The 22,990-nt window shown below is 38.8% G+C and carries 19 protein-coding genes; 6 read left to right on the top strand and 13 right to left on the bottom strand.

Going from position 1 to position 22,990, the window contains the following annotated elements; all coding sequences use genetic code 11:
• Positions 1-432 precede the first annotated feature (432 nt).
• The 4 genes from ICL16_RS31230 to ICL16_RS31215 all read left to right on the top strand — a co-directional run bounded on the left by ICL16_RS31230 (position 433) and on the right by ICL16_RS31215 (position 4,203).
• Positions 433-1,593: a Re/Si-specific NAD(P)(+) transhydrogenase subunit alpha gene (locus ICL16_RS31230; protein WP_190835482.1), complete on the top strand. Its 1,161-nt coding sequence runs from the start codon at positions 433-435 to the stop codon at positions 1,591-1,593.
• A 151-nt stretch (positions 1,594-1,744) separates the two neighbouring features.
• Entirely contained in the window at positions 1,745-2,035 is a 291-nt protein-coding gene (locus tag ICL16_RS31225) for an NAD(P) transhydrogenase subunit alpha part 2 (protein WP_190835481.1), read from the top strand.
• A gap of 110 nt (positions 2,036-2,145) precedes the next feature.
• A complete protein-coding gene (locus tag ICL16_RS31220; protein WP_190835480.1) occupies positions 2,146-3,552 on the top strand; it encodes an NAD(P)(+) transhydrogenase (Re/Si-specific) subunit beta in 1,407 nt (468 codons plus the stop codon).
• Between the two features lie 252 nt (positions 3,553-3,804).
• Positions 3,805-4,203: a hypothetical protein gene (locus ICL16_RS31215; RefSeq protein ID WP_190835479.1), complete on the top strand. Its 399-nt coding sequence runs from the start codon at positions 3,805-3,807 to the stop codon at positions 4,201-4,203.
• A gap of 248 nt (positions 4,204-4,451) precedes the next feature.
• Here the strand turns inward: ICL16_RS31215 and ICL16_RS31210 are convergent, their stop codons facing one another.
• Genes ICL16_RS31210 through ICL16_RS31195 form a run of 4 tightly spaced genes read right to left on the bottom strand, consistent with a single transcriptional unit; the run spans position 4,452 to position 8,958 of the window.
• On the bottom strand, positions 4,452-5,381 hold the full coding sequence (locus ICL16_RS31210; protein WP_190835478.1) for a PPC domain-containing protein: 930 nt from the start codon (positions 5,379-5,381) through the stop codon (positions 4,452-4,454).
• Between the two features lie 12 nt (positions 5,382-5,393).
• On the bottom strand, positions 5,394-6,518 hold the full coding sequence (locus ICL16_RS31205; protein WP_190835477.1) for a protein kinase domain-containing protein: 1,125 nt from the start codon (positions 6,516-6,518) through the stop codon (positions 5,394-5,396).
• A gap of 46 nt (positions 6,519-6,564) precedes the next feature.
• Positions 6,565-8,235, bottom strand: a complete 1,671-nt coding sequence (locus tag ICL16_RS31200) for a tetratricopeptide repeat protein (protein ID WP_190835476.1) — start codon at positions 8,233-8,235, stop codon at positions 6,565-6,567.
• Positions 8,236-8,271: 36 nt separating this feature from the next.
• Positions 8,272-8,958, bottom strand: a complete 687-nt coding sequence (locus ICL16_RS31195) for a vWA domain-containing protein (protein ID WP_190835475.1) — start codon at positions 8,956-8,958, stop codon at positions 8,272-8,274.
• Between the two features lie 198 nt (positions 8,959-9,156).
• Between ICL16_RS31195 and ICL16_RS31190 the strand changes: the two genes are divergently transcribed.
• Positions 9,157-9,507 carry a hypothetical protein gene (locus ICL16_RS31190; RefSeq protein ID WP_190835474.1) on the top strand — a complete coding sequence of 117 codons (351 nt, stop codon included), beginning with the start codon at positions 9,157-9,159 and terminating at the stop codon, positions 9,505-9,507.
• A 30-nt stretch (positions 9,508-9,537) separates the two neighbouring features.
• Complete coding sequence (locus tag ICL16_RS31185) at positions 9,538-10,080, top strand: hypothetical protein (protein WP_190835473.1); 543 nt, start codon at positions 9,538-9,540, stop codon at positions 10,078-10,080.
• Positions 10,081-10,325: 245 nt separating this feature from the next.
• On the opposite strand, the gene ICL16_RS31180 is transcribed toward ICL16_RS31185, so the two are convergent.
• The 9 genes from ICL16_RS31180 to ICL16_RS31135 all read right to left on the bottom strand — a co-directional run bounded on the left by ICL16_RS31180 (position 10,326) and on the right by ICL16_RS31135 (position 22,953).
• Positions 10,326-11,285, bottom strand: coding sequence for an RpnC/YadD family protein (locus ICL16_RS31180; protein WP_190835472.1), 960 nt, complete (start codon positions 11,283-11,285; stop codon positions 10,326-10,328).
• Positions 11,286-11,648: 363 nt separating this feature from the next.
• The gene (locus ICL16_RS31175) at positions 11,649-12,281 is read right to left on the bottom strand and encodes a hypothetical protein (RefSeq protein ID WP_190835471.1); all 633 of its coding nucleotides are present in this window, start codon (positions 12,279-12,281) and stop codon (positions 11,649-11,651) included.
• 102 nt (positions 12,282-12,383) lie between these two features.
• Complete coding sequence (locus ICL16_RS31170; RefSeq protein WP_190835470.1) at positions 12,384-14,654, bottom strand: caspase family protein; 2,271 nt, start codon at positions 14,652-14,654, stop codon at positions 12,384-12,386.
• Positions 14,655-14,880: 226 nt separating this feature from the next.
• Positions 14,881-17,670 carry a CHAT domain-containing protein gene (locus ICL16_RS31165; RefSeq protein ID WP_337907161.1) on the bottom strand — a complete coding sequence of 930 codons (2,790 nt, stop codon included), beginning with the start codon at positions 17,668-17,670 and terminating at the stop codon, positions 14,881-14,883.
• A 12-nt stretch (positions 17,671-17,682) separates the two neighbouring features.
• Positions 17,683-18,120 carry a CHAT domain-containing protein gene (locus ICL16_RS31160; RefSeq protein WP_337907163.1) on the bottom strand — a complete coding sequence of 146 codons (438 nt, stop codon included), beginning with the start codon at positions 18,118-18,120 and terminating at the stop codon, positions 17,683-17,685.
• Positions 18,121-18,194: 74 nt separating this feature from the next.
• Positions 18,195-18,854 (bottom strand): tetratricopeptide repeat protein, encoded by a 660-nt coding sequence (locus ICL16_RS31155; protein ID WP_190835468.1) that lies wholly within the window; start codon positions 18,852-18,854, stop codon positions 18,195-18,197.
• A gap of 380 nt (positions 18,855-19,234) precedes the next feature.
• Positions 19,235-19,693 carry a type II toxin-antitoxin system HicB family antitoxin gene (locus ICL16_RS31145; RefSeq protein ID WP_238361038.1) on the bottom strand — a complete coding sequence of 153 codons (459 nt, stop codon included), beginning with the start codon at positions 19,691-19,693 and terminating at the stop codon, positions 19,235-19,237.
• A 49-nt stretch (positions 19,694-19,742) separates the two neighbouring features.
• Positions 19,743-20,426: a hypothetical protein gene (locus ICL16_RS31140; protein ID WP_190835467.1), complete on the bottom strand. Its 684-nt coding sequence runs from the start codon at positions 20,424-20,426 to the stop codon at positions 19,743-19,745.
• Positions 20,419-22,953 (bottom strand): CHASE2 domain-containing protein, encoded by a 2,535-nt coding sequence (locus ICL16_RS31135; RefSeq protein WP_190835466.1) that lies wholly within the window; start codon positions 22,951-22,953, stop codon positions 20,419-20,421. Before ICL16_RS31135 ends, ICL16_RS31140 begins: the two co-directional genes overlap by 8 nt.
• Between the last annotated feature and the right edge of the window lie 37 nt (positions 22,954-22,990).

The raw sequence follows: 22,990 nt of genomic DNA, 5'->3' as shown, positions 1-22,990 counted from the left end.
CATTTGTTGTAAAAATTGAACAACAGCCTGGGTCATCACTAGTAAACTTGGGCTATGTCGAGCAAAAAAGCTTGAATCACAGCAGGAATGATGAAAACATGACTGGGATAAGATATTGAGAATTAAAAAATATTGCACCATGTAAAAAATTGAAAAGAAAATTTTTAAATCCCTAAAAGAAGTTGAAGACAAACAAGCAAGATCAAGGGATTAACATAGGATGTGCAATAGAAGACCTTCCTTAAATTGCCTAAAGCGCAACATCCAGCCAGAGCCATTAGGCTTGGTCTAGATAAGTAAATGCGATCTAATGGTTCAATATACTAGGCAAAAACCAGGTTTAATAGCCGTCACGTCCACGAATGAGTACACTTCCTCACTAGAAAAATTTCCCACCTTGCAAATAATAGGTATTTATCTCAAGGAGATTTCATGAGATTAGCAGTTGCCAAAGAAATAGAAGTTTGTGAACGCCGTGTTGCCCTCATTCCTGATACAGTTGCCAAATTGGTAAAACAAGGTGTAGAGGTATGGGTAGAAGCTGGAGCAGGTGAGCGAGCTTTCTTTAGTGATGAGGCTTATGAGAAGGCAGGAGCCAAAATTATTGCTGATACTACCACATTGTGGGGCGAAGCAGATATTTTGCTCAAAGTTAGCCCACCCCAAGAGCGAGAAAACGGACGCTCGGAAATTGACATGCTTCGCCCTGGGGCTGTACTAATCGCATTTCTCAATCCTTTAGGAAATCCATCTGTAGCACAGCAACTAGTAGAACGCAAAGTAACTGCTTTCAGTATGGAGCTGATCCCCCGTACTACCAGAGCGCAAAGTATTGATGCATTGTCATCACAAGCGTCAATCGCCGGTTATAAGGCGGTACTGATTGCAGCAGCAGCATTACCAAAATACTTCCCCATGTTGACAACAGCAGCAGGTACGATCGCCCCAGCAAAAGTGTTTATCATGGGAGCAGGCGTAGCTGGGTTACAAGCAATAGCAACCGCCAGACGCTTGGGAGCAGTAGTAGAAGCCTTTGATATCCGCCCTGCTGTTAAAGAAGAAGTACAAAGCTTGGGGGCAAAATTTGTTGAAGTCAAACTAGAGGAAGAAACAACAGCAGCCGGAGGCTACGCCAAAGAAATTTCTGAGGCTAGCAAACAGCGCACACAAGAAGTTGTTACCGAACACGTTAAGAATGCTGATGTAGTAATTACTACAGCCCAAGTACCTGGTAAAAAAGCACCAATTCTGGTAACAGAGGAAATGGTGGCACAAATGAAACCAGGTTCGGTAATTGTCGATCTTGCCGCCGAACAAGGTGGTAACTGCGCCTGTACCGATCCCGGTAAAGATATTGTCTGGAATGGTGTTACAATTATCGGCCCGATTAATTTACCATCTTCGATGCCCGTTCATGCCAGCCAATTGTACGCTAAGAACCTTACATCGTTGCTGCAACTGCTGATTAAAGACAAAGCTTTGCAAATCAACTTTGCCGACGACATCATCAATGCGGCTTGCATTACCCACGAAAGTGAAATTCGCAACCAACGGGTTAAAGATTCCCTTCAAGCTTTAAGTGGTGTTAAGTAATTAGGAATATAGCAATCCTATTTGAGTTATGAACCGCCAAGACGCCAAGAGCGCCAAGAGGAAATTGTTGTGTTTGCAAATCATTTAGGACTGCTATAGAAGACTGGCTAATAGGTGATAGAGCAATTAGCACGTAGGAGTTTTTCCCAGAATGACAGAAGCATTAATAGCAGCTTTGTTTGTATTTGTTTTGGCATCTTTTACTGGATTTGAAGTGATCAACAAAGTACCACCTACTTTGCACACCCCTTTAATGTCGGGTTCAAATGCGATTTCTGGCATCGCTGTACTTGGGGCAATAGTAGCTTCTGGTGCAAGAGACACAAATTTATCAGTGATTCTCGGTTTGATTGCTGTGGTACTAGCAACCGTCAACGTGGTGGGTGGTTTCCTAGTCACAGATCGAATGTTGCAAATGTTCAAGAAAAAGGCAACCAACTAATAGTTAATGGTTAATGGTTAATAGTTAATAGCAATTACTCAATTAACCATTAGCAATTAACAATTAGCAATTAGCAATTAGCAATTAACAATTAGCAAATACCACTGACTATGACTGACTTTCTACCAACTGGAATTCAACTAACGTACTTAGTCGCAGCATCCCTATTTATTCTGGGGTTGAAAAAGCTAGGTTCACCCGCAACAGCGCGGCAAGGTAATGTAGTAGCAGCTGTTGGAATGCTTTTGGCAATTGTGGCAACACTGCTGGATCGGCAGGTGTTGAACTATGAGATGATTTTGTTGGGATTGGCGATTGGTTCGGCAATAGGCGCGATCGCAGCTTATAAAGTCCAAATGACAGAAATGCCCCAGATGGTGGGTTTACTCAACGGATTGGGAGGTGCAGCTTCTGCCCTCGTCGCCGTAGCTGAATTCTGGCGGTTGTTGGCAGGCTCAGAGCCAATACCTCTTGATGTCAACATCTCCATGCTGCTAGATGTGTTAATTGGTGGTGTCACCTTCACGGGTAGCTTCGTTGCCTTTGCGAAATTGCAAGGAATCATGAGTGGTTCCCCGATTACATTTCCCTTCCAGCAACCCTTCAATGCTTTGCTGCTAGTTGCCTATGTAGTAGGCAGTGCCTTTCTATTAATCTCACCTGGTAACCTACCTGTATTCTTGGCAGTAGTTACTGTTTCCCTAGTGCTGGGTGTGATGTTCGTCATCCCCATCGGTGGCGGCGATATGCCCGTGGTAATTTCGCTGTTAAACTCGTTGTCGGGGATCGCTGCTGCTGCTGCTGGTTTTGTGGTGATGAACAACATGTTGATCATCGCTGGTGCTTTGGTAGGAGCTTCTGGTTTAATCCTTACCGAAATTATGTGTAAGGCGATGAACCGCTCTCTATTCAGTGTGCTGTTTAGTGCTTTTGGCACAGGCTCTGCTGGTGGTGGAGCTGCTGCTTCCGGTGGTGCAACTGATAAGAGTGTGCGCAGCATCGATCCAGAAGAAGGCGCAATGATGTTAGGTTATGCTCGTTCTGTGGTAATTGTTCCTGGATATGGGATGGCAGTAGCTCAGGCGCAGCATAGTGTGCGTGAGTTAGCGGATCAACTGGAACGCATGGGCGTTGATGTGAAGTATGCCATTCACCCGGTTGCTGGTAGAATGCCAGGACATATGAATGTGTTGCTGGCTGAGGCGAATGTGCCTTATGAGCAACTGCATGACATGGATGATATTAATCCCCAGTTCGATCAAACTGATGTGGCGTTGGTGATTGGCGCAAATGATGTAGTGAACCCAGCGGCGCGGAGTGATGCGAATAGTCCGATTTATGGAATGCCGATCTTAGAAGTAGATAAGGCGAAGCAAACTATTGTGATTAAGCGCGGCATGAGTGCAGGTTTTGCTGGTGTGGATAACGATCTGTTCTACAAGAATAAAACCACAATGCTCTTTGGTAGCGCTAAGGATATGGTGGCAAAGTTGGTTTCTGAAGTGAAGCAACTTTAAGCATTTTGGATTGAGCGATCGCCCTTTTTCTTCCTAGCCCCCCTTTATAAGGGGGGTTGGGGGGATCAACAACGTGAAGCGCATGGCGTCGATCCCCCAAGCCACATTCGGTTATTTTCAAATCCAAAATTACTCTGGATGAGGCGTTGGCTAATATTCAAGACGCCATTCGTGAATATTTGGTAGCATTGGAAGATAGATTACAAGATGTAGAAATTCATGAAATTGAAGAGTGTTTGGGGTTTTGAGGCTATGAAATTTTACACATTATTAGGGCTTCTGACTGAATTAGATAATCTTAGCTTAGAAGAATTACTAGAAGTCAAAGAAAAGGTTGATAAGTTAATACAGTCAAAAACCTCTAATGTTGCTGTTTTTGGAAATATAACTCCTCCGCATCGAACGGGTGATTACACGGACACTAAACATCCCGACCATAAAAATGTCGAAGTATTCTTCTTTAAGGGGCATTACTCTGGAATAGCTCAAGATAGTGACATTGTTGTTTCATCAATAAATCAGGTGAACGACCAAAATGACATGCAAGCTTTGGATTCAATGATTAAGCTTGTAGATGAGTGGCTACAAGATGATTCAGGATATGACGAGGAAGTTTATCCTCTAATAGAAGTTGGTTTAATTCAAGATTGAAATGTTATTACGACTAATGTTAAACATATAGAACGTTTTGCAGTAAATAATGAGTTAGAGGTAGTTGATTGGGTAACTACCTTGAATAATTTTGTTGATAAACAGTCATCTTAAGGCTGTAATTAATTTTTTTGAACCTTTGGGAAAAGGGAAAAAGGTTGTAAGATAGATGAACTTGTAAGGAACCGCCAAGACACTGAAAACGGCAAAAGAATAAAAGATTGAGCGTAATGAAGAGGGATAAGTTCTTACAAATTAGGTCGTCTATAAACTTTTAAGCTGTAAGATGTTGAAGGACTACTTCCATACAGCTTTACTCTGATAAAATAGCTACCAGGATTAAGATAAAAGTTATTTAGAAACTCACTAGCTGTGCCACTATTATTTGTTCTCTGGGAAGTTTTCAAAGGCTCTCCATTTTCTTTGACAATTTCTAAATCAGCATCAGCAGTTAAATTGTATAGTGAAATATCAAATTTACTTGCTGTCTGAACCCAAATTTGATATTCTTGTTTGCCTGTACTTGTACTACCAGAGACTAAATTACCTTGGTAAATAACCTGTTGACCTGTAGATAATGAAAATGGATAGTAAGATAGCAAATTCTTGTAATAATTTACTTTTTCTCCTAGTTTTCCGCCTTCTGTGACAAGTTTTTCCCTATCTGCTGATAGTTGCTCGATTTTGTTTTGTAGTTCTTTAATTTGTTCTTTATAATCTCCTGTTGATGAAGAAATTTCTCTTTCAAGTCTATTAGCTTTTTGATACTGATTGAAACAAAGTATCCCTAATCCTATAATAGTTACTGAAGCAATTGCTGACAGACTATTTTTATATCTTGTAATTGCTGTTACTTCTGATTCTAAACGAGTTTTTAAAGTAGTAAATTCTTTATTTTTTGATTCTAATTCAAATGTTTTTTTATCTAATTTAGATTTTTTAGTTTTTATTTCTGATTCTAATTCAGAAACTTTTTTATTTAATTTAGAATTTTCAGTTTCTAATTCTGTTAACATTTTTGGTACACTTTCAGTTTTTACACTCGACTTTTCCTCCAACAAACTTTTATAAGTTAAATATTCTATGAATAGATCTTGTCTACCACAACACTCGCAGCCAGAAGGTAAATCTTCTGAGATAAATTCATGACTACATCTTATACACTTGTATTTTGGCATTGCTCTAAATTCTTATGGTTTAAGAGTTCCACGAATTCTGCTACTTTTTAAAGTTCCGTGTAGTCTACTTTTCCCAGATCCATTAAACTTGCTTTTATCTTCATCTGATTCACTTAACTCATGTTCAAGTGGTATACCATTGTCGTAGAGATTCTTAATAATGCGATGCACATCAGCAATTAGTGGACGCTTATTTGGATCTAAATCTAGCATTGTATCAATTAATTTATAAACCCCTACTCCGACTAAATCTTTACCAGAGTTAATAATCGTCTTTGTTTTAATACCCGTTCCTTTTAATCGAGAAGATCCAGGTGTTTTAGACTTCCTACTATCATCATCTCCATAGATAGGAATTATAAGTCTTTCTCCATTAAGAACTGCTTCATACGCATAAGGATAGGTACTAGAAAAAACTGGCAGTTTACCAGTCCAGTATTGGCAAAAGATTAAACCAAGTGAAAATATGTCAGAGCTTTTTGTAGGTATTGGAGTTGCACCATTAGTAGCAACATATCTACTAAATTCAGGTGAATAGTAAGCTGCATCACCAACAAGTAAATCAGCTTCTATTGACTCACCTTCAAGTATACTGCTGTCAAAATCTATTATCTTAGCAATTAGATTACTGCTGAATTCTTGAATTAGGATATTATCTGGCTTCAAGTCTAAGTGAATAATTCCCTTCGAGTGCAAAATCTTCAGTGCAAAAGCTGCGGTTAACATTACAAATAAACGATCCTTAGTTTTCAAGGTGTGAATTTTGCCAGACATCGAACTAGTATCAACTTTTTGGCAAACCTTGAAAAAGTGACTACCTATATCTGGATCTTTTCCATCAGCAAAAAAATCAACGGTTGTTACAACTAAACCACCTTCACCGCAGCTAGAAAGCGCTTCTTGAATAGCTATATGTCTTTTAGCAAATTCCTCACACTGCTTTCTTCTTTTCTGTTTATTTTTCTCACTTCCAGGTGCGCTTACACCAGGGTAGACAGGATTTAAAAACTTTTTAATAAAATATTCTGTACCGTTATACTCTACAAAACCCCACTGGCATTGACCTGCATTAGCACTATCAAAATCACGAGTTACTACATATTTTTCTGCAATTACATCTCCAATCTTATACGACATGATTTCCTATTCCTGTATTTAAAAATCTATTTAAAGTCTATCCTACTTATGTTGCCTTTAATTTCTTTTCAATCTCATTACATAAATTATCAATTTCTTGAACCTGTTGATATTTTTGTTCTACTTGATATAACTCCTTTGCTTTAAGTAAATTTTCTAAAGCGATTTCTAATAAATCTTGTTGCTTTTGGCTATATCCAATAACATGAAAAGCATAAGCGCAGTTGGGAACGTTTTGAATGATTTCATGACATACTTGAATTACTTTATCGTAATTACGATCTCCTAGCAGAGCTTTTAAATATATGTATTTATCTTCGCTAGTTTTAGTTATATATGGATTAGAAAGCGCTTTTTCAAAAAAATTAACAGCTGTCTTGTGATGTCTAGATTTAAAGATATTAACATAAACTTTTTGCTCGAAGAAACCTAATTCCGTGTAAGCACAACCGAGTTTCCATTCAGTATCACAATTATCTGGATCTAATCGTAATGCATTACTATATTGATAAATTGCTAGTTGATATGAGTTCATTTTCCAGTATTTGTCACCTTGTTCTAATAATTTTACTACTTCCTTTTTGTTTAATTGCTCTCTATCTTCACCGAAAGATTTTTGCTGAAAAGTATCATTTACTTTTACTTGTTGCTCATCTTCATATTCTGATGTTTTCACCACTTTTTGAGATTGTTTATGATGAGAAACTAAAGGTTCTTGATTATATTTAGTTGTCAAATATTCACTTTTTATTTTTTCTTCATAATTCTGTTTATAAATGCTCCAATGTGTTTCTAGTTTTTGGTAATCATCAATCTGGTAGCTAAAACGATCTCTGATTATTGCGAAACGTTGTTTATACGAATCTTGCAAAGCATGAAAACTCTCAAAGCCAACAGATCGTAAGACAAGAGAAACATCATCTTGCTTAATCTTTGTATAAGCATCTAACAGTAAATTTTGCCAATCAGTAAACGACTGACACTGAATCAAAGTCTCTAAAAGTAGCTTTTCAAATGCCCAAGGTGACTCTAAGTATTGAAAACAACCATCTGTACAAGCAAGGACACAGCCATTTTCTGAAAACTCCTCAGTTTTAAAATTAATTCGCCAGTTAGCATTCATATCTGCCGTTAAATATTGAGACATTGGTGGATCTTCACGTATTAACTTGAATGCATCATTTTCTATCGTCAGATCATCTTTTGTCAGCTGCTGTAACCCTTTTGTTGGACTTAAAAAATAAATGCGGGAATCTCCTATCCAACCTAAACTTAACCGGAATGAATTATTGGCTGGAGTTATATAGGATATACTAACAAGCGCTAGAGTTGTACACAAGCGTTTGCCAGCCATCGTGCCTTGTAGCCTTGATTGTTTAATTTTAGTATCTGCGTTGGTTTTTAATAGATTGCATATATCTTTTTGAAGCTGAGTAATATCCTGCTCATTAAAATGTCCATATCTTTGTTGCAAAAATTGTTTTGTAATCCGAGAAGCCAAACTAGAAGCAATCTTCCCTCCTGTCATTCCATCATATCCAGCAGACCTACCACCTAATCCATCAAAAACACCCATCGCTACTGTTTTTTGATATGGGACAACTACAGGTTCGCCATCTTCGCCTCGCTCGTTGATGGCTTCGAGAAAAACACATAAACCAAATTCACAATTCATGGGTTCAAGGCTCAAAATATTAACAAAGGGCGTTGGTAACACAAAACATATATGAGCTAGTAAATTATGTCAGAAATCTTAGACACTGCTAGCGATCGCGTCTAGGATTTCTGAAAACTCAAATTCTTCCAAACCCGACCCCCCTTTAGAAGGAAAATGTATAGCGTTATCCCAGCTACAACCAATTACAGACCAAGGATTTGTATCTGGCGCATATAAAATTAGACGTTTGGCACTTTTTGGTATTTCAGACCAGTAGTCGGTTAATTCATCGAATGTTTGCGGAATCTCTTGAGGATAGTGGCTTGGCTTTAATCCTTTATCCAGACTATGAGCGCTGGCATCAGTCCACATCAATATAACGTATCGTTGCTTTGCAAAATCTTGTGCTTTTTCCCAGTTTGACGTCAGAGCTAATCCCAAAGCTTCTAGACCGTTTTCCGGCTCATCCCCGCCTCCCTCCGCTACAATTTCAGATATAAAAGCGGCAAAGTCAGAGGCTTGAGTTCTCAAGTTTAAAAAATTGGAACAGACCATTACTTTTTCTGCTGGATCTGCCCAATAATCTCGAAAGACTATTACTTTAGCTCGAAGTTGATCGATTCTTTTGTTTTTTTCTGCCATCTTCGCCTCTAGCTTATCATAGAAGCTGAGTGCTGATGCCTTAACCTCCTCTATTATGGGAAACATTGAGCCTGTGCCATCGATACACATTACCAAATCAACAGCATATCTTACACCTGGAGTATTAGTGGCTGTAGTCATCGATAGTTGCCTCTATTATGTTAATCTGTTACCGAATACACAGGTAAATTATAAGGCAATTAGTCAATAATTTTTCAGGCTAGTTTACGTAAGTATAAACAGCATGGCAATTAATCTATGTTACTTATAATGATAACAGCCTATTTAGTAACAAAAGTTATTCTATTGTCTTAGATATATTTAGTAAAGTAAAGATATATGAATAAATATTTGATAATATTTAACAAAATTGTCTTATCAGTATTATCTACAGTATGCTTAGGATTAGTTACTTGTTATAAATGGTATTTAAATTACAAAACTCAGCGAAAGCAAAAAATTTTACTAAAGGCTCGTAAGAAAAAACAACTAATCCAATTGGCAGAGATATTAAAACAAGAACTAGATAAATATAAGGGCATAAGGTCTGATGAAGAACTTGAAAAAATAAAACAAGTTATAGATAGATGCCTAGATGAAAACAATTTAAAGGAATTAACAAAATTTTACTGTCTTCTCTTTCCAAAAGAAGCGAAGGAAATTGAAAAGTATTTTAATAAATTTGAATAGATTTGATTTTTTAGGAGTAAAAATTACTAAATGAATGAGATACCCAGTTCTAAATATTTTGGTATATTTTTAATGGATTTTATTAATGCTATTCGAGACAAAAATTTAGAATGGTATGAGAAAACAGCAGATAGAACGAAAGCTCTTAAAGAGAAAAATGAATTATCTTCAGTACAGATTGAACAAGCAATCAAAAAATCAGTGCAAGATTTTGAACAGGAAATAGCTCTTAAGAAAATAACATATGATCAACAGATGGAGAACGCCAAACTTAAAGCAAAGAAAACTATGCAAAAGTATGAAAAATTTTTAGAAGAAATTGATGAACTAAGAAATAGAATTCAAGAATTTTATCCAAATATGCCCTTACCCCTAGTGTCTTTAATTCATCATCATGCTAGTCAATTACTAGATGAAATGTGGCAAGCGTCTGAAAATAAAAGGGAACTTAATTGTAAAAAAGAGTTTATTCAGTTTTTAACGGTAGTGTATGAAGATACTGACCCTACAGCACTAAAAGGAAACCCTCGTCTTCCTTTGAGAATTCTGAAATATATAGAAGAAAGTAAATAAATTTTTTACTTCTTTACTACTTTTTAAAAAAAGCGTAAGGATTCCAGTGTGACACTCCTACACCGATTGCAAAGCAATACGGTGTAGGCTTCTAAGTCCTGTTAAAATTTCTGTTGCTTCTTCAGGAACATCTCCAAGTACTCGCTCGAGGGCGATCGCATCAAGCCTGTCCTAAAATAAGGGTGGGCAGGACAACCCACCCGAGAAGAACTATATTGAACGTAATTAAGAATCGCGATCAAGTCCTAATTTTCCTGAATATCGGGATTTTGTGAAAGTAATTGCTGAAAATCGGCAACTGAATTGACACTTACCGTCTCTAAATGCAGCCTTTGCAATTCAGAAATATCCTCAATGTTATTGATAGCTTTAACTAACTCATCTGGTACTGTTTCAAACCGCTTCTGCAACAAACTAATGATGTTGGATTGAAGGGTTTGTCTAGTTGCCTTTTCCATTGCCATCAATTCCATATTGCTGAGTAATGGCATTTTTCTGTCCTCCTCATAACGTCTAAGTCTTTCGTTAAACTTTTGCTGTAACTCTGTTGGTAATGTCATCATCTTGTCAATCATCTGAAAGAGTTTGATGATCTCCTGTCGCTCAAAACCTCGCTCATATAATCCGCGAACTAAACTCCATTTCCACTGTTCTCTTTCTGGTGATTTGCCCCCTGTGGCTTTTGTTTTCAAGTGCGCCATTGCAATGACAGCAAAGGGATTTGTGCTTGCCTCTAAATCCTGCCACTGTGACTCATAATCTAATAGTTTAACAATTGGATACTTTAGACTAACTTCACAACCACCTAAAGTATAACCATAAGATGAAGGTCGCCAATTAGAGCGCTCATCTCCTAATATTGCTAGACTAATTACAGGCTTTTCGTAAAGGTCGAAGGCACGGTAATTATAAATATACATGCGTTTAGCAAATTCTGACTCCTCTTGGCTTTGCACTTCAATATGAATTAAGATCCAAGTTTCTTGATTATTATGTCGCCACACCTGATACAATTTGTCGGCAAAACGTAAACCAGAGTCAGATGATGCTGTAATCTGTTGGAGTTCCTTATCTAGTGAATTCGGGAGTTTGCTCCAGTCTATCAAAGCATGAACTTGAGGGAAAAAGAACTCTAAAAAAGGCTCAAAATATTCTTCTAGAGCTTCTTTCCACGGTTCATCATAGTTGGCATTGGGTTCTTTCATCACCTTAGTTAAAAGCGGTACCGGAAATAAGGTGATAATTATATTACCTCAAAACACGCAAGAGAGACGCGAAATTTGAGCCAGTGCGTTACCTTGGGAAACAAAGTTGAAGCGTAATGGTAACAAATTGATAATTGACTTGTTCACTAGGTCTAACGTTACCAAAGTTGTACCTCCTCCTGAACCCAGAGAAATGGCGTAAATCGTACCATCTAGTGACTGCGCCAGATTACTGTACCGTCGGTGCGGTATTAGTTGCGGTAAACCTGAATCAGCACCAAAACTTAATACCCCCTGTATTGAGGCTAATGGATACCAATAAAAAAGGTGGAGTACTTAGAGAAAACGCCTATTATTGATTGCTCAAGACTGCATCTTCTTTGCTTCTCCCTGCAAAATCCCAATAATCGTCCGCGTGACAAACTCCAAATCCTGCGGTACTGGATGCAGTGGTAAATACTCTACCACATGATGTGCTGCGCGATCGTACAGACCAAATCGCCAAATTTCCCCGGTTGAAACGGCACCGTACAAAATTGGATTCTCACTTTCTACCCAGCGATCAAGCGCAATTAATTCAACGGCAAGTTGAGTAAAACCTTTGGTCAAATCCGATTGTTTTGCTTCAATAATCAGAAGATTACTCGGACTGGGAATATAGTAATCAAGGGAGCCTTTTAACCAATTGCTCACATTAACCGTATACTCAATATTGATTGAATAGTCTAAAAAATCGCAAATCTGATCGAGCAACGGAAAAATCAATGCCTCCCGGCGGGCTTGTTCAGTGGTTGTATTTACCCGTTTCAGTCTGCGCCGCATACTCTGTGTGAGTTCAGCTAACCAATCTAATTCACATTGCGTGTAGGGGAGATCTTCGCGATCGCTGCGCTCGATCGTACAGCCCAAATCTGCCAAAATATCTTCAGGTGAGTAAGGCAAATCAAAATACTTGCTAAAGGTATAGGACTCTTTTGGATCTAAAACCTTGGGCATGGTGTCGTCCTGACTAAAACAGTATGCTTATTCTATCGAAGCTAGTGGGCGATCGCTAGGACAATTTCTCCAGTAAATCTGAGCTTAATGGGTTAATTTTCACTAACGCACTACTTCAAATGGAATCGACATCACGGCTAATTTATTTGTATCAACTCCACGTTCTCCGTCAGGAAGTTGGATATTATCAGCACTAGTTGCACTGCGAGTGCTTCTATCTAAATCATCAAGTAGGTTATTAGTTAAATTTAAAAATTCATCTCCGGTTGCTGTTATTGGACTGCGTTTACCAGCTTGTCCTTGAGAAGCCGCGAGTGTTTGTAGTTTGTCAAGTAAATCGCGTAAAGGTATTGGACTGGCGATGATAAGTATTTCTGAAAAGCCCAATGGTTCACCAATATTCATCCTTGTTCCGGTTCGTTGATGTTCGGGCTTGGGAATTAATACTTTACTTCCTGCTTCTATTGATGCGGCTAGTATAGTGTCCTCCATCCAATCATAAGGAAAGAGAATCGCCATGTCTCCAGCACTATCTATACCTAAAATACTGACATAAAGGGGTACTGATTCTTTATTTTGAATCTGGAAGGCAATTTTCGTTTTCAAGGGTAATTTTGGTATACCGACGGAAATATTTACTGGTTTGGTTGGTGTTGATTGGTTTCCCGTTTCATTATTTAGCTTGGCACCACGAGTTGTAAAAGTCTCGGCAAGGAGTTCTTGACTATCAGCAATAATCATCGAAACAGAAATATTTATTTTTGATGTATTTTTGTTGCCAAGAATGTCTTTAACAATTCTAGCAGCCCAGAATGATTGAAGTTTTGGTTGTAAGCGTTTAACTGCTGTAGTTACTGTTTCTCCTGCATCGCCAAAGGAGTTAACAATAATGGCATCTAAGGAAGGTGTAAATAAACCAAAGCTACCCACCGCAGGTAAATTTGGTATGCGTTGTTTCTGTAATTCCTGATATTTGGCTTGAGTCATGCGAGCAAATATATATTGCACTTCCTTTTGTCGTAGAGGTAGGGCTTCGATGCTGCGTATTGCCTGTAGTGCTTGTTTCGCCTGAGTAATAGTATTACTATCAAGAGAACTGTCATCTAGTCCGATTTTTAAAGTTATATTTTTTGGGATAGTGCGGATACGTTCTTGTAAAAGTGTTCCTTTAGCTAATGTTGTTTGTGTGCGCGTGGTATCGAGTAATTTACCTTTAGCAAATAAGCCCTTGCGTGATTCAATTTGCACCTGTCCGCGTGGTTCTCCTTTTTCATCGACAACTGTTAAAGTTGCGCTTTTGTTAAAACCTTCTATACTTTGTGATTCAATTCCACCCAACCATAAATTGACTTGGTTGCCATTCACACCCGTGACTACGGCTTCTGCAGGAATCTTTCTTGGAGGTAAAAAGTATAATGGGGTGTTAGCATTTTTGATATTTGTTTCTATTTCTGCTTCTTGAAAACCACCTGTGTTCGATGCTAAATTCTGAGCATTGCGGCTAACACCTGCGAAAGTTCTTGCAAAAGATTCATTTCTATTTAGCTGCCAAAGATATTGAGTTAAAGCGTAGGTAAAAGCCCCTGCACTGAAATCACTAAATTGACCATCTACAGCAAATTGGTCACGTTTTGCAGCTGCAATTACGATTCCTTTAGCAACGTTTTTGCGGCGTTTGTTGATAAATTCTGGTTGTGAAAGTCTGGTTTTCGCCAACAATTTACGCTGTTCCTCATATTCTGCATCACTGGGTAAGAAATTACTTCCACCATCGCGGGATCGAACAGCAAAATTTCCCCGTTTTGTACCCCCTGAGTGACAGCAATCTAACACCACGGTGACGTTTTCGGTTTGCAATGCGTACATGAGTAAAAACAGCGTGTGTCCCATGATATCTTGTACTACACCACCATTTGGAGGTAAGGAACTATCAACGGGGACAATTGTACCGTTGACTCCATCGGGCATATCTTTGTCTCTGTCTTTTACCCGCGAACCATGTCCGGAGAAGTGGAATACCACTACATCACCGGGTTTGGCTTGCTTGATCAGGTGTTCGTCAAATGCTTGTAAAATGTTTTGGCGTGTGGCTTGTGCGTTGATCAAAGTGAGAATATTTTTTTCATTAAAACCAAAGCGGTTGGTTAGTAACTCCTGTTGTAAGGAAACGTCGGTTACGCAACCACCTAGAGGGGGTATGCCATTTTTGTAATCGTTAATTCCCACAAGTAACGCCAGTTTGCGGGGTGTATCTTGTGCTAGAGCTTTTGCGTAACGTTTTCCTTGACGCATAATATCTAACTGGCTAATACCCATTGTGGCTATAGCAGAACCAGCGAATTGGATGAATTGACGGCGTTTGATGTGGGACATGGTGATTTTGGATCTTAGTTGCGCGATTTTGGTTTGTTTGGTTATTTGTATTTCTGGGAGTGAGGGAGTTTCTCTCGTTACAAGGCTCTGACTTGTTTCTCTCGTTACAAGGCTCTGACTTGTTTCTCTCGTTACAAAGCTCTGACTTCTCTCTCGTTACAAGGCTCTGACTTGTAACGTATTTCCGGAGGCTCTGCCTCCAGTGCAGGGTGGGAAGTGGGTTAGGTCATTCAGCCTCCCCAATGAGAGTAAAAGCTGCCCATTGTGATGGACTTGAATATTTTTTCTTGGTGTCAAGCATAGCTTTTCTTAATGCTGTGGCTTTGTCCATTTTTCGTTGCAAGTTTTGATAAAATTCGGTCATTAAAAATGCGGTTGAACCATCATCTACAGACCACAGGGAGACGATGACGCTGGGTGTACCTGCGCTGATTAAAGAGCGAGATAAACCGATAACACCGTCCCCTGTAATTTTTCCTCTACCTGTATCGCAAGCACTGAGAACTACTAAATTGGCGTTGAGTTTTAGATCGAGAATTTCGTCTGCTGTTAGGAGTCCATCGCGTTTTTTATCTTCTTTGCTTAGAGGGGATGAGAGGGAGGTAGGATTTTCTGGTGTTAGAGCAATGGAACTATCTAAACCCCGAATATCATCAAATAATCCGTGGGTGGCAAAGTGAATAATTTGTGCTTGGGGTAAGCGTTCGACTACGGTGGATTCTGTAGCTTGCTTGCCAATTAAGGGTTGGATTTTAAATAAATTGGCGATCGCTATTGCTTCTTTTTCTGCGCCAGCTAAAGGTGGTAATTGTTGCGGCGTTTCGCCAACTTTTATTGGGACTTTAGGCATGATGGGATTACCCACAATCAGCATCTTATTAGTCTGTATGGGTTTGTTTCCAAGTTTTTGATGTTGTTTTTTTGTTAAATCTAAAACCTGAATTGATGGAGATGTGAGGATGGTGTGTTTTTCTATCAGATATTTGCCGTTTTCGTTTTGTAATGCAGGGAAGGGAACTAGAAATAATGATTCTTGAGGGATGAATACTACTCTGTCGGTTTCTTTTTTCGGTAACAAGTCAGCGATGGGTGAGATTAATATTTCGTGGAGTTTTTGTAAGCATTTCTTTTGATTTTCTGGATTTGGTTTAGGTACGTTTTCAATTTCAACGCTTCTGACACTAATTGAGCGACGGCTGATTTTAACTAATTGCTCTAAATTTGTCTTTTCTTTCTGCCATAAAGGTTTGAAGTCGGCTTTGCGGAAGATCGCTTCACCTGTGGGCTTGATTACCCATATGTATAGTTCTGATTCTTTGGCTTGTTGTTTACCTGCAGTTTTGAAACTATCATAAATAATAGAATATTGAACGAGGGTAGCATTTTGTGATTTGGCAATTTGTTTAATTTGCTCAATTGTTGCGTCTGTGGAGGAAGAAACATTACCATTAGGGTCAAGACGACTAGCCAGTAAATCGACAAAAGCCCTTGCGCGTCCACTTTCTGCAACTTCTAAGGCTGCATCGGTTTGATTTTGGGCGATCAGCACTTTTTGTAAGATACGATAGGTGCGTGCTTGTTGCTCAAAAATGGAAATTTTAAAATCATCCCGATTACCTAATCTACTCCGTTGAGACTTCCAAACCTCAATCCCCTGTTTTAGGACTTTTTCCGCTTCTGCAAACTTCCAAGAGTAGAACAAAGCAGCTCCCAGATTATTCAGCGTAACACCTTCAACTTTACGAACACTGATTTCTTTAGCGATTGCTAGGCTTTGTTCGTAGAACTCAATGGCTTTTTGATAGTTCCCAAGTCCAGAGTAAGCATTTCCTAGATTAAGCAATCTTACACCAACCAAAGCGCGATTGCCGATTTCTTTAGTAATTGCTAAATTTTGTTGGTGAAACTCAATAGCTTTTTGATAATTTTCAAGTTCAGAGTAAGCATTTCCTAGATTACCTAGCGCACGAGCTTCAGCAGCGCGATTACCAATTTCTTTGGCAATTGCTAAATTTTGTTGGTGAAACTCAATAGCTTTTTGATAGTTCCCAAGTTCAAAGTAAGCATTTCCTAGATTACCCAACGCACGACCTTCACCAGCGCGATCGCCGATTTCTCTAGCGATTGCTAAACGTTGTTGGTGGAATTCAATGGCTTTTTGATAGTCCCCAAGGTTATAATAAGCAACCCCTAGATTCCCCAGAACACGACCGACAGAATCACGATCACCGATTTCTGTGGCAATTGCTAATTCTTGTTGGTGGAATTCAATAGCTTTTTTATAGTCTCCCAGGTAACGGTAAGCAATTCCCATATTACCCAGCGCACCACCTTCATCAGCGCGATTGCCTAATTCTTTGGCGATCACTAAACTTTGTTGGTTGAAATCAATAGCTTTTTGATAGTCTCCTAGCGAACCGTAAGTAGCTCCCAGATTACCCAAAACACCACCTTCACCAGGGCGATCTTTAATTTCTCGATATATCTGTAATGCTTGTTCCCAAGATAGCAAAGCTGCTTTAAATTGACCATTTTGAGAGTGCTGAATACCTTGTTGGTTTAGTCTATCTGCTTCTGATTTCTGAGGATTACTCCTGATTTTTGCATCTGCAAGCATTTTCTGCACTAGCGCTTCTAATTCTGAGTCTTTAATTTCCCGTGCAATTGCTAAAGACTGTTTGTAGTAATTCATCTGTTTAGGATAATCCGGCAACCTAGAGTTAACCAATCCCAAACCAAGCAGGGCAAAACCTTCACCTCTACGATTTTTGATGTTCCGGTAAATAATAAGTGCTTTTTGAAAAGATTGTAATGCAGTTTCAAGTAGATGGGCTTGAAACTGCTGTATACCTAGTTGTAATAGCCTATCTGCTTCTGCTTTGCGGTCAGTATTAGTCTGCGCTAACACCTGCGACGCTGTAAATACCATCGGCAAGCTAGAACTTAATGAAGTTGAAGAAACAACCAACAAACAAATAAACACACCTAACCCAATTTTGCAGGAACGCATAGTCATAACCCCACACCATTACAACAAACCAATCAGCGTAAAAGCAGCCCAATTGCGAGGATTTGGATACTTTTTCATCGTTTCCAACATCGCTTGACGTAACGCACCCGCTTTATCCGTGTTTTTGCTTAAATTACCATAAAACTCAGTTATCAGAAATGCCGTTGCCATATCATCCACTGCCCACAAGGAACCAATGACGCTATCTGCACCAGCCACTAAAAAAGCACGGGAAAGCCCAATCACACCATCACCAGTAATTTTTCCTAAAGCTGTATCGCAACCAGTCAAGACAACTAAATCAGCTTTGAGCTTCATATTCTGGATTTCTTCAGTTCTCAACCAACCGTCATCTCGATCCGAAGAAGCAAGCGCAATCGCATCAGGAGAGTCTCCCTTCTGACAATTATTAGGAAAAGCATTGGCTGCTAAGTGAATTATTTTGGCATGTTCTATTTTTTGCGCCTTTTGGTAGTGCTACAGATTCCCGAACTTTTTCAAAAGTCGGGAATCTTGGCTTAGTATTTGCACTAACTAATTTGCTTTAAAAGGTCAAGTGCTGTCTTCATATTGTCGGTTTTACCTTCTTTCTTATACAGTTCCGCAGCTTGTCGTAAATCTGCAACTGCTCCTTGTTTATTACCTAAATAACCTTGAGTAATACCGCGCCAGAAATAAGCATGGGCAAAGTCTGGTTCCAGTTTGATTGTTTGATTAAAATCTGCTAGTGACTGTTCGTATTCTTTTAAGTGGAAGCGAGCAAAACCTCTCCCAAAGTATGAGTAATAAGATTTGGGTTCAATGTTAATTGCTTGGTTAAAGTCCTTGACTGCTGGTTGGTATTGTTCTAGCTGGGTGTATGCTAAACCTCGCATTATATAGGCTCCATAATTATTCTTATCCTGTTCTAAGACATTGTTACAATTTTCAACCACTTTGTCATAATTACCCTTTTCTAGGTACTCTTCTGCCTGATTTAGTAATGTCTCGATATTGTTACTATTTTCAGGGTTGGAGTTAGGTGTAGATTGGAGTTTAATTGAGGGTAGTTGTAGTTGTGGCTTGAGTTGAGGGTTAGCTTGAGCAATGAGCACTGGTTCGGGTTGTTCGAGGTTTTCTGCGAATACTTTGGGACTGGAAACAATTGTACCTAATACAGCCATGCCAAGTGCTAATGTGAATTTTTTCATTTTTCTGAGTCCTTGATATTGATAATTGTTGAGTGATGTTTGCTCAAGAGGAATAGATACGATCGCAGAGTGAATTACAATGTTTTTTCGCGTTCTGGAAGTCTCTTTTCTTCTCTTGTGTTTATGTATTTCTGAGGGAAAGGAGGATATGCAAAAATTTTGCGCTTTGGTGAAATTTTTTTGTTCTGGGAAGTTGATTTATCTACAATCCCTTTACTTAAGCCATTTCCAAGGAATTATCTATCCAGCCGTGACCAATCCTCAATTTTTAAACCTGGTACCTGAGAAAAATCTCGGTAGTTTCGTGTCACCACAACTGCATCATTCACTAAGCCAATTGCAGCAAAGAGATACATGGTCAGTATCTAGCAACCACAGGCTCATGCTGCACCATTTGTATCTAACTCGCGCTCTGTCCGCAATTCCTCAGCAAGCTCGGCAAACTCCTCATCTCCCTCAAACATACCAATAAAATCTGTCCAGGGATTATTTGAAACTTCTATCGTCAAAATCTCAATATTTGCTAGCCTTGCTTTAATTTTTTCCTGTACAGATGCGTAGGCGAAGCCCATCGAAGATATCGCATCCTCACGATTTTCAGCTTCGGCTACACAATCAGCTAACTCTGACACTGATGCTATAAAATGTCCTGAATCTAGCCGTTCAACTAGGACATGAAGAGGCAGCTTGTTTAAATTTGCAACGGATTGAAGATTCATAGACAGCGATCGCAACTTATTGTTTCCATCATAATCCCTATGCCAGTATTTACGATACCGCTCATGATATAAATGCCCAAACTCTTGTATAACAACAGTTTGGGGCTTAATGTCAGGCATCTTAAAGATGTGGTATGTCCCACTTCTCAAAAAGTTAAAAATTCTTAGTCTATGGTTGATTGGATTTACACCAATCCTTCACAATCTCTTCCCGCATCTTGGCTAAATCCGGTGAAGGGTTTTCCACTGAGTAAGCTTGCTGCAATGCATCCGACCACAATGGTGGTTCTTGTTTTAAAAAATAGTTCGCTTTTGCAAAAGCTATACCCTCAGCAGTTGTTCCTTTGCTTTTTTCTTGCTGCTCCAATTGTTGTAAATCATTGGTGATGCGCTGTCTCTGCTGCGGTTCCATGATTTTAAACCGGATATTTCCCGTCCACGATTGGTCAATAGCAGCTACTAACCAACTGTAGGTTTGACCAAGTTGCAAGGGTTTTCCCGTGTAAGTTGCATAAAGTTTTCCTATTTTAATATTTTCAGTTGCAGTCGGATCGGGAATACCTTGAGAAAGTCCGATTTTTTTAGGATTTCCCTGCCAAATTATAAATGGGCGATCGCTCCAAATCGTTTCGCCAAAATCTGGTGCAGCAACACAAATACCATGTATTGTTGGACGCGCTCCACCAGGTCCCCTTCCCACGGGAGGTTTTCTCCTAAAAATATTCCACCAAGAAAAAGATGGCTGTAGTGAACGGTTTTCTGCATGGGATGCTTGATGTGGTAAAGCGGGGATGAGCGTAGCAGTCATCATAGATATCATCAAGCTAGATAAAATCAAGTTGTAATTATTCATGAACTTTTCTCCGTAAAAAAGCTGTTATGAAATATGTCCAAACGGTGGCAGATGGTAAAAACCAAGGTAAAATAATAGCTAGGGATGATATGTAGATTTCCAAGCTGATAATTCCATAAACTCCTGTTAGTAAAGTAAGTAACATCAGCCATTGCCAGCGATACTGGAGATTTTTGCGTAATAAGTAGTAGAGATATTTTCCCATCAAGACAGCAATCCCCAATATCCAGACATCGGGAATGGGTATGACTAATCTCTGCCTGAGGAAATGATGCACCATATATGCATGAACTTCTCCACCAGGTATAATTCTGCGATTGTTTCCTTGTTGAAGTCGCCAAAAATCTAGTGCTGGGGGTAAATCGAAATTATCTTCTTTATCTATTGACATTCCTGCTTCCCCATATCCCCCTGGCGCGATGATAACTACTTGTTTTTGTATGTTTGCTAAAGGTGAATTTTTAGTGTCTTTATCTAAAAGCTGCCAAGCTGGGACAGATTCATAGACTTGATTTGGAGGGATAGAAAAATCAATGATAGGATGCAGCCACATTTGGGCAATTATAGTACTATAATCTGTGATTGGTTGCAACCGAGAACGGGGCGATCGCAAAATTGTATTATGTTTATTATGACTGAGATAATTATTTAACTGCTGCCAAAAATTGCTTTGACTATCTAGTTTGGGTTGGGGAACTTGCGGATTATTTTCACTAGCTTTCAATGAAGTAGATGTAGGATTTTCTAGCTGATGCGATAAAGCCAATAAACTGGAAAAACCTAATGGTTTTGAATGAGAACTTGAGGATGGTAATAATGATGGGAAAAGTGTCATATAACAAGGTATACGTTTTATCTCATCGCAAAATAATAGGCTAATTTCCCCATCTAAACTCCAGTTTAAATTAGCGATATCTGGTATAACAGTCTGCCATCCTCCCCCATCAGGCATAGTTCCTGCGAATACAAACCAAGTTGGATTGGGAGACGCACTAACCCCATTTTTTATCGACTGAGCTAAAGTTTTATCGTCTTGTGGATGATATCTATCTAAAACAAAGTCAACACCTACTACTCTCGCTCCTTTTTCTACTAGTTTATCAACTAAACTCGCAATATATCCACGGTTCATCGGTCTGGGATTAGTAATTTTACCTTCAGACTTTGTAATTGATTCATCATCAATTTGTACTAATAAAACTGGTGGAATATCCTGCTGAGTAAATTTTCCTGTTAGTTGTCTATAAACAGCTTGCACCCACAATCTACGTCCTAATAAGTTATTTTGGATGGGAATTTGTAAACTCATTAAGAATAAAGCTGCAAGTGCTATAGCTTCTTTTTGAGTTGGGATAATTTTTTTGAGCCTTTGTTTAATACCAAATGGTTCAATCCGAAATAGAGGCGCTTCTGGATGACGAAATAAAGAAGGGATTAAATAAGCACTTGGATATGTCAGGTTTTTCTCTGTTTTCAGATATTGAGATGCTAATAATAAAGCTTCATGAACATCTTTGAATTCAGCCAAAGCTTGTAAAAATCGTAGTAAAAATTCCTCTGCTACAGCATTATGAACGGGTTCGCGCATCACAGCCACTTGACTCAAACCCAAGTCAATCAAGGAGTTGGCAATATTCAAACCCTTACAGGAATTAAAAATCGCAAATTGTAAACCTCGTTCTACTGCGATCGCTAATAATGGTGCTACTTCAATAATCGATAAACTGACATTTTTGGCAATACTAATTTCTCCACCTGTTAAATTGTTTTCATTACTATGTCCAGCGAAAAATAAGATATCCCAACCTAAGTTTGAGGTAATAGCATCTTTGATTTCAGTTTTTAAGTCGGGAACACTTTTTTCTGGTTGCCAACCTACAAATTCCACATCAATAATGTGTTTTAGTTTACGTATTGCTTCCTTTTCAGCCTTAAAATCTAAGCCACTTTCATCACCTAAAATTGCTAACACGCGAACTTTGCGGGTGAGTCTATGATTTTGCTGTCGAAATCCTTGATGAATATTTATCGGTGTGCGAACAATGCGAACCTTACTAGAAGAAAGTGCAAATTCTGTACCAATTTCCCACGATTCCCAAGGAAAGCGTTCTAAATCTATGGTATTACAAGTAAGGAAAAGATTTATAGTCTGCGGTGAATCAGAAAGCGTTTCTATTTTTCCTTTCTCCCCTGCCACATTAGCTAATACCATACGAATTTCATATAATTCTCCGCAGCGCAACCATTTATGAAATTCTGGTAAAAATTTAGCTTCAGCTTGGACTAATTTTGCGTGCCAGTCAGTAGGAGGTGTTGCAATGACACCACTATCTGCAATCCTACCACGTACTGATTGTGTTGTGTAATTATTGTAATAATTTAGATAGGAACGTTGCCAATCTTGATAGAGGATAGTGAGATTTTGAGGATAGGGAATTGTGACGTTTAGCTGCTGTCCTTTTCCCCAAGTGAGTTCAAATAAACAAAGTTTTTCGATGTGTTTAACTTTGAGATAAAAATTAGTCATTTGTGATTGCTGATTGGTAATTCATTATTTATGAGTT

The organism is Iningainema tapete BLCC-T55, from assembly GCF_014698965.1.
GTDB lineage: Bacteria > Cyanobacteriota > Cyanobacteriia > Cyanobacteriales > Nostocaceae > Iningainema > Iningainema tapete.
The sequence above is the reverse complement of the archived record's forward strand: the minus strand, read 5'-3'. Positions and strand labels throughout refer to the sequence as shown.